At 69.8% G+C, this 8354-nt stretch carries 3 protein-coding genes; 2 read left to right on the top strand and 1 reads right to left on the bottom strand.

Translation table 11 applies throughout. The features are described 5' to 3' along the window. Positions 1-459: 459 nt before the first annotated feature. Both CG736_RS35335 and CG736_RS35340 read left to right on the top strand, forming a co-directional pair. Positions 460-813, top strand: coding sequence for a hypothetical protein (locus CG736_RS35335; RefSeq protein ID WP_100590194.1), 354 nt, complete (start codon positions 460-462; stop codon positions 811-813). Next, the gene (locus CG736_RS35340; protein WP_100590195.1) at positions 810-3788 is read left to right on the top strand and encodes a substrate-binding domain-containing protein; all 2979 of its coding nucleotides are present in this window, start codon (positions 810-812) and stop codon (positions 3786-3788) included. The genes CG736_RS35335 and CG736_RS35340 overlap by 4 nt, the downstream gene beginning before the upstream one ends. A gap of 706 nt (positions 3789-4494) precedes the next feature. Here the strand turns inward: CG736_RS35340 and CG736_RS35345 are convergent. Then, the gene (locus CG736_RS35345) at positions 4495-6954 is read right to left on the bottom strand and encodes a DEAD/DEAH box helicase (protein ID WP_100590196.1); all 2460 of its coding nucleotides are present in this window, start codon (positions 6952-6954) and stop codon (positions 4495-4497) included. Between the last annotated feature and the right edge of the window lie 1400 nt (positions 6955-8354).

Genomic DNA, 8354 nt, shown 5'->3' on the forward strand with positions numbered 1-8354 from the left:
CTTCATGTCTGCCCGTCCGCCCATGCTCCCGTCGGCCCGGCCCATGGTCCCGGTATCGCCCCCGCCGCGCCGGTCGGTCGCCGGCTCCGACTGCGCCTGGCCGTCAACGACCAGCCGCCGCACGGGAATCCCGACCCGGGACTTCCCCCACCCCCGACCCACCGACGAAGGGCCCGCACCCTGATTGCCGGCTGCGCCGACCTGCCGTACCCGGGGGAGCAGCGGCAACTTCCGTGCACCGGACGGACGGCGAGCGGGGATCAGTACGCGCTGGTCGCCGTCGAGCCGGGGACCGGAACGGCCGTCGGAGAGGCTGGAATCGTCGACGGGTTCGACATCCGGGCGCCGACGTTCGGCAGTGACCCAATCGGTACCTGTGGCGCACTCCTGGCGAAGCGTCAGGAACGGCCCAACATCCTATTGTGAACGCGGTAGTTGACGACGTTTGGGGAGAGCGTAGTGAACATTCGGTTGACCGTGCTGGGGGATCGGGCCGCCACCGACCTCGGGGACGTGCGGGCCCTGCTCGATTGCGAGCCGGAACTCCGCGGGCAGGTGCGGGTCGAGGAACATGCGATCAGGCCGGGCGACCTGGGCGGTCTCTCGGACACCCTCGCCATCGCACTCGGAGCGCAAGGGGCGGTCGCCGTGTTCGCTGCCTCGCTGCGGGTCCTGTTCGCCCAGCCCCGGCGGGCCGACTTCCGCATCGTGCTCACCCTGCCCGACGGCACCAAGGTCGAGGTCGACGCCAAGCGGGCCAAGGAGATAGACATCGCCGAGCTGATCCGACAGACGAAGGGCACCGCGCAGTGACCCAGCCGAGTCCACCGCGCCTGCCGGACCGGGGAAGGTCGAGAATCATCCTGCTCGGCGGTACCACCTACGTCGAGAAGGCGCTGACCAGGGTGCCGGAGGTCGCCAACAACCTGGTCGGGATGTTCAGCATGCTGACCGACCCCGGGCTCGGCGGTTTCACGACCAAGCAGTGCGAGATCGTGACAGCGGCAGACCTCGGCCAGGTGCACGAGATACTCGAGACAGCAGCCATCGAGGCCGAGGACCTGCTGCTGTTCTACTACAGCGGCCACGGGATCTTCGACCAGAGCGACAACCACGCGCTCTACCTGTCGTTGTACAACACCGTGCGGACCCGGCTGGCCACCACCGCTCTGAACTTCGGCCTGGTGCGCAAGGCGTTCCGGGAGAGCAACGCCCGGACCAAGATCGTCATCCTGGACTGCTGCTACGCGGGGCAGGTGATCGTGGGCGGGTTGGACGACGGCTTCCCGATGGCCCGCCTGAACATCGCGGGCTCCCACCTGATGGCCTCCGCGCCCGGTCATGAGGTGGCCCGCGTCCTGCCCGGCGAGACCCGGACGGCGTTCACCGGACGGCTGCTGGACCTGCTGGAGACCGGCCTTCCCGGCGGCGGCGAGCTGCTGCGGAGCGGTGAGGTGTTCAGGGCGCTGCGGAACCGGATCATTCTGGAGCGCGACCAGGGCGCGGAGCTCCCGATCCCGGAGGACGCCCGGTTCGCGAATGCCGCGAACTATCCGCTGGTGGCCAATCGCGCCTTCGTCCGCGGGGACTCGGAGGGCGGCGGCACCGGCACCGGCAGCGGCAGCGGAGCCGGACTCGGGGGCGACGAAGAGGGCGGGGGAAGCCGTGTACCGCCGATCGGCACCAACACTTCCGGCACCAACACTTCCGGCACAAACGATTCCGGGAAGGCGGAGCCGAAGGACAGAACGGAGCCGCCGGGCAGGGCAGTTCCACCCGAAGGCGGGAAACAGCCCTCAGGGCCGGGGCGGAACGATCCGCCCGCCGACAGAGGGCCGACCGGCGGATCGACGAGCAGGAACGAGCCGGACCGGCCCCGGAAGCCCGGGCGGAGGTACGCGTTTCTCGCAGCCGGCATCACGTTGGCCCTCACAGCCGGGCTGATCGCCTACACCTACGCCCCCGACCACAGCACCGATGATCCTGCGCCGTCGGCGCTACCGACCTGCTCGGCGGCCCAACCCGTCGAACTGGTCGTCACCGCTTCGGTGGACGTCTCCTCGATCCTCGCCGAGCAGGCCAGAACCTACGGCGGCCACTCCGTGCAGGGGACGTGCGTCAAAGTCGCGGTCGACGGCAAGGACTCCGGTCTCGCGATGACCGCGCTGCGCAGCGGCTGGAAGGAGAGCGACGGCCGGAAGCCCGACGTGTGGTCGCCGGCCTCGCAGGTCTGGCTGTCGCTGGCGCGACTGCCGCCGGCGGGGGAGAAGGCGGCAGCAGAGACCACGGCCGTGCTGCCGGAGACGCCGAAGGGCCTGATCGCCACCAGCCCGCTGGTCATCGCCATGCCCGACCAGATGGCCGAGGCGAAGCACTGGAAGGACCAGCAGCTCGGCTGGCGGGACCTCGCCGCGATGGCCCACGCCGCGCCCACCTACTGGAGGGACAACGGCCCCAAGGACTGGGGCCCGTTCCGGCTCGGCAAGACCGATCCGAGGTACTCCACCTCCGGACTGAACGCCACCATCGCCGCGTTCACCGCCGCCGCATCCCGCACCCAGGAGGGAATCACCGCCGCGGACGTGGCAGCGCAGAGCAACCAGGACATCGTCAAGGACATCGAGAACGCAGCTGTCCACTACGGCGACACCACGCTCACCTTCCTCGCCAACCTGCGCCACGCCGACGACAGCGCGCCCACCACGGCCGACCCCGATCCGGCGCTCAACTACATCTCGGCGGTCACCGTCGAGGAGAGCGCGGTCATCGCCTACAACCTCGGCTACCCGTGCGGCACCCGCAGCACCGAACAAGCCGGCTGTGACCGGAAACTGGATCCGCCGAAGACCAAACTCAAGGCGTTCTACCCCAAGGACGGACAGCTGTCGTCGGACCATCCGTACATCGAGCTGAACGGCATCGGCCAGGCCAAACAGACCGTCGCCGACGACTTCCTCCGCTACCTGCACACCGCCGAGGGGCAGCGGCCGTTCGCGGAGATCGGGATGCGCGGCCCGAACGGAGAAGCGAGCGACCAGATCGTCGAGGCGAACGGCGCGCTGCCCAAGGGGCCGAAGCAACCACTGAAGCTGCCCGCGCCGGCGGTCGCCGATCAGCTCCTCGACCTCTGGCCGAAGCTGCGCAAGCCCTCCAACGTCCTGCTGGTGCTGGACACTTCGGGCTCGATGAAGGATGCGATGGACGGGCAGAACAGCAAGCTCGACGTCCTCAAGGCCGCCGCCCCCGCCCTGCTCAACGACAAAGCCTTCACCGACACGGACAAGGTCGGGCTGTGGGAGTTCTCCTCGGTGTCGGCCCTCGGCGGGTCCGGGTACAGGATTCGCGTCCCGCTCGGCCGACTCGACGGCGTGGACCCGGTGAGCGGCCTCCCGCGCCGGCAGGCGCTCGTGGCCGGGATCGCCGCACTGGAACCCAAGGGCGACACCACCCTGTTCAGCACCACCGGCGCCGCGGTCACCGCCCTGCGCAGCGGCTACGACCCCGCCGCGATCGACGCCGTCATCCTGCTCACCGACGGCCAGGACGACCCGACCGGGGACCGGAAACCGGACGAGCCCTTCCGCGGACAGGCCCTGCTGCAGCAGCTCTCCGACCCGGCGCAGAACCGGGTCCGGGTCTTCACCATCGCCTACAGCGCTTCCGCCGCCGGCGCCAACGGGAAGGAGGCCCTCGCCAAGATCGCCGAAGCGAGCGGCGGCCGCAGCTACGACGCCACCACAGCGGGTTCCCTGGCGGACGCCCTCACCGCGGTCATCTCCAACTTCTGAACCCCCGCTCGCGGGGCGGGTGCGGTCGACCGCACCCGCCCCGGGCTCCGGTGCAGCCGATCCAGCCAGTGGGTCAGGGGCGAGGGGACGACCTGGGCGAAATCATGGTGGCTGCGGCCGGCACCCGGTCCAGCAGACGGATCAGGATCTGATGACAGGGCACCCCTCCAGCGCCCGGGCAGGTCCAGTGGGCCACTCGTACCAAGGAAGTCCTCAGCCGCCCACAGCCGGTCGGCCGTCCAGCCATCCTCATCGCCCAGGCAGCCGGCGCGCGGGTCCGCGACCTCGGCGTCCGCGACCTCCAGCGCCCAGCCCGCCGCACGCACCCGCCACCCCGTTTCGGCAGGCCAGCCTCCCAGGCGGCCTGCTGTGTCTGTGAGTACCGCCGCCGGCGATCTCCTGCGGTGCTGAGCAGCAACAACGCGGCCGGTGCCCCAGCGCATCCCGCCCATTAGCCGGGCTGCCTCTTCAAGGTGAAGCCGGTCACCGGGACAACCCGGTGACCGGCTTCGAGGGTGTCGCGGCAGGTTGTCGCACCCCTTGTTACGGTGGGCGCTGTCGCGTGCCGTGATTTGTACGGATACCCGCTCCCCCCTGTGCCGGGGTCGGGCGCGACAGGCGCGGCGGGGACAGGGCCAGGGCAGTACGAGGAAGAGGTACAGCGCCGACTCCGCGCTGCACCCCTCGCCCGCTCTTTCCCGCCGTCCTACTCCCAGCGCATCCCGAGCTCAGTGAGCCGGGCGGCCCGTTCGGCCGGGATGTCAGCGCGCCTGCTGCGGCTGTTGACGATGAACAGGCCGAGGCTGACCTCCACGGTGGTGCCGTCGGCCAGCACCAGCGGCTCCTTGTGCTTGCGGCCGACTTTGAGGCTCCCCTCCCGCTCGCGGTATTGGGCGGCTGCGGCGAGGTTCCGCCGCTCCTTTTCCGCGTGGCTCACCTTGGCGGGCGGGAGCTGCTCCGGCGTCAGGGACTCGAGTCCGAGGACGTGTTCGCACGCCCACTGCTGGGCAGGGCCGAGTTTGTTCCAGCCGGTCTGCTGCGCCCGTGCCCATCCGGCGAGGTCCTCGCCCTGGACGACGACCACGGTCCCCGGTGCCGAACCGGCCAGCTCGCCGCCGTTGCTGACGTGGCGCCAGGCGAGGGTGAAGCAGCGCTGCCACTCGATCGGCCAGGTGGGGCACCATGCGGGGTCGATGACGTCGAGGGCGGCCTTGCGTTCGGCGGACAGGGCCCCGGTCCAGTCGAGGTCCGTCTCGCCGGCCTCCGCCCGCCGCGCCAGCGCCTCGGTGCGGCGTTGGGCGGTGCGCCAGTTCTTGAGGATGGTTCCGACCGGTCGGCCGTCCCACACCGCGTCGTTCGGGGGGCAGGCGTGGCCGTGTTCGGCGGCGTAGCCGGCGACGGCGGTGAGGTTGTCGGTGAAGGCGGTGTCGAACGCCGACCACACCATCCCGAGCTCGTCGAGCTCGGCGGTCCGCTTGTCGTCGAGGATGCCGGCGGCCTTGTAGCGGCGCTGGTCGGCGACCCACACCCCCAGCCGGTGCCCGGAGGGGGCGCGGTAGGCGTAGCGGACCTTCGCATCGCCGAACGCCTGGCGGTAGGCGCGCAGCTCCGCCAGGCCGCGGCGAAACTCCTCCCGCTCCGGCTCCAGGACCCGGGTGCGGACGAACGCGGCGATCACCGCCGGATCCCGCTCGGTGGAGAAATGGAGCAGCTGCTCCTCGCCGCCGGCGGAGCGGACCTCGTCCAGCTCCCCGGCGTGCCGGGGCTCCCGCGCGGGGCGGGTCTCCGACTGCGGCAGCGCGAGCCGCTCGACGGCGGCTTCGTCGTGGGCCCGCAGCGCGAGCAGCACCTTGGCCAACCCGTCGTAGGCCCGGGAGGTGAGCAGGACGTCGCCGCTGTCCCCGGCGCCCAGGAGCACGGGCACGATGATGGTGGCGATCTTCCCGCTGTCCGAGGTGGTGCGCAGGGCGCGGCCGACGGCCTGGACCAGGTCGACCATCGACCCGCGGACGTCCGCGAAGAACACGGAGTCGCAGTCGAAGGTGTCGACGCCTTCCGAGAGGGTCTTGACCGAGGTGAGGATGTGGCGCAGCAGCCGCAGTCCGCTCTCCCCGATCAGGGAGGCGAAGTCGTCCAGCGCCCGGCGGCGTTGGGCGGGGGTGTGGTCGGCCTCCAGCCACGTCGTCCCGATCAGCTTCGGGTCCGGGTGCAGCGCCGGATCCTGTTCCCACAGCACCCGCGCCACCTCCCGGAGGCCGGTGCTCATCGCCCGGGCCTCTGCGACCAGGTGATGGAACGACAGCGTCCTGCTCAGGTCCCATTCCGCGCAGGCGGTCAGTAGCGCGGTCTGCAGCGCCGCCAACCGTGCCCCGCGGTACTCGATCGACCGCTCGTCCACCCCACGCCGCTGAAGGCCCTGCAGCACGGGGTCGGAGACGTCGACGCACACGATCCTGTACGGAGCGATCACACCGTCGGCGATGGCCTGTCCGAGCGGGTAGTCGTGAGCGACGTGGCCGAACAGGTCCTCGTTGTCCATGGACGCGATCAGCTCGGCCGGCTCCACCCCGGCCTCGGCGGCTCGCTCCCGGGCGGTCTCGGTGATCGCCCAGATCCTGGGGGTGGCCGTCATGAAGAACCTGCGGTCCGACAGGATGCGGGTGTTGTCGAGGATCATCGACCACGGCTTCCCGGCCTCGCCGGAGGCGTGGTGGGCCTCGTCGCCGACCGTCAGGTCGAAGGCCGGCAGACCCAGCCGGTGCGCCTCCTCGACCCGGCGCAGGCTCGTGTAGGTGGCGAACACGGTGACCCGCTTCATCCCGGCCGTCAGCTTCACCAGCTCGGCGGGATCGGTGGTGCACCGCACGCCGACGGGCTGCGCGTAGCCGGTCAGCGAGCACAGCCCGACCATCCGCCCGCCGTGGTCCTCGCGCCGCCACACCGCCACCGTCTCCTCCAGCAGCGGCAGCGACGGCACCACCACCAGCGTCCGCTCCGACCGCAGTCGGCCGGCGATGTGAACGGCCGTCAGCGACTTCCCCGTGCCCGTCGCGGCCCGGATCTGGCACCGCAGTCCCTGAGGCGGCACCAGACCCGACGCCGGGAGCGTCAGAAGTCGTACGGAGGAATCAGCGGCCCCCTCCTGGTTCGGCCGGAGACTTTTCATGACGCTCCTACTTTTCTTTCCCTGAATTTATGGGATACGGGAGAAAGCTGCGATGGGATTGCGGAAGGGCCCCAATATTCAACCGCAAAACGTAGTGCTTTTACTCGGCTGCGCCAACTGTCTTTGGGTTCTGAGGGATGATTCCTGCGAACTGTGCGAGTGTGCGTATGGCTTCTGGTACCGGTCGGCTGTCGTTGTCGTAGATGCCTTCGGTCCTGGCCCACTCCCGCAGCCGGGCCTCCTCAACCTCAGCCACCTTCGCCGACCTGGCCGGCAGGACGGGGGTGGTGAGGGGATGGATCGGTGATGGGCTGGGACGGGTGGGGTCGTATGTGCTGAGGCCGAAGGTGTCGGTGACGCGGTGGACGTGGTCAGGTGCCGGTGCCCCTGGCCAGAGGGTGATGCGGTGTTCCTCGATCCACGTTGTAACGGTGTTGTGGCCCTGGCGGCGTCTCGTCCGCGAGCATCCACTCTGACGCGGTACCAGCCGGGTCCGCTCAGAGCCACATTGGTGCGCAGTCCAGCTGGCGCGGGTGCGCCGCCCCAAGGCTGGACCCCGAGCTGGCCACAACTGCTGTGCAGGCTGACTTCTACAGATGTCTCCCACTCGGATCCCGGCGGCAGAGGCGGAGCAGACTCAGGAACGACAGTGAGCCTGACAGGCCCGGTGTGGGTGCCACAGCGAACCGCCAAGTGATCGGGCGCCGCCGCGACCAGACTGTTGCCCGCACGGATTCGCCCCAGCGCGTCGTGATCGCCACCCGGAATAAACCCTGATCCGATCAGATAGTACTGGGCATAGAGTACATTAACTTCACCGAATGATTCACCCATCAATTCACCCTTTTTGCACGTCGGCGGCACGAGGTTTCGACGCTACTGCCTCGCCGCTCGCCATACTCGTATAACAAACCAGTCCGTGAATCATCCAGAACCCCACTAGAAGCCCAGAGTCTAGCGCTGAAGCTACTTTGATGCACAGGAACGGGCGAAGCCCTCTCGTCACCCGAACGAACAACTCCACCATGTGACCACCCGTCACCTCCTCGCCCGTCAAGGCGCGAAGCGCCCCGACACACCACCCCAGTCAGTGCGGGCCGGAGCTCGAACCCACCCCACCCACCCTGGGCCGAAGGCCCCACCCTGACACCCGCTCAACTCCGTAGCGAAGAGCGGAGTTGACGCACCACCACCCCACACACCTGGGCACGCCCCGATGATCGGGCGAAGCCCGAACAGCCCGGCGAAGCCGGGCAGTCGTCGGCGAAGCCGACGAGCCGCCCCAGGCGAAGCCTGGGGCCCCGGCCGAAGGCCGGCAGTTCTGGCGGCGAAGCCGCCGCGCAGCGCCGAAGGCGCAAGCAACCCGCGCCGAAGGCGCGTGGTTACCCGGCGCAGCCGGG

Origin of the sequence: Kitasatospora sp. CB02891 (assembly GCF_002803145.1) — a bacterium.
In the GTDB taxonomy this organism is placed as follows: domain Bacteria; phylum Actinomycetota; class Actinomycetes; order Streptomycetales; family Streptomycetaceae; genus Kitasatospora; species Kitasatospora griseola.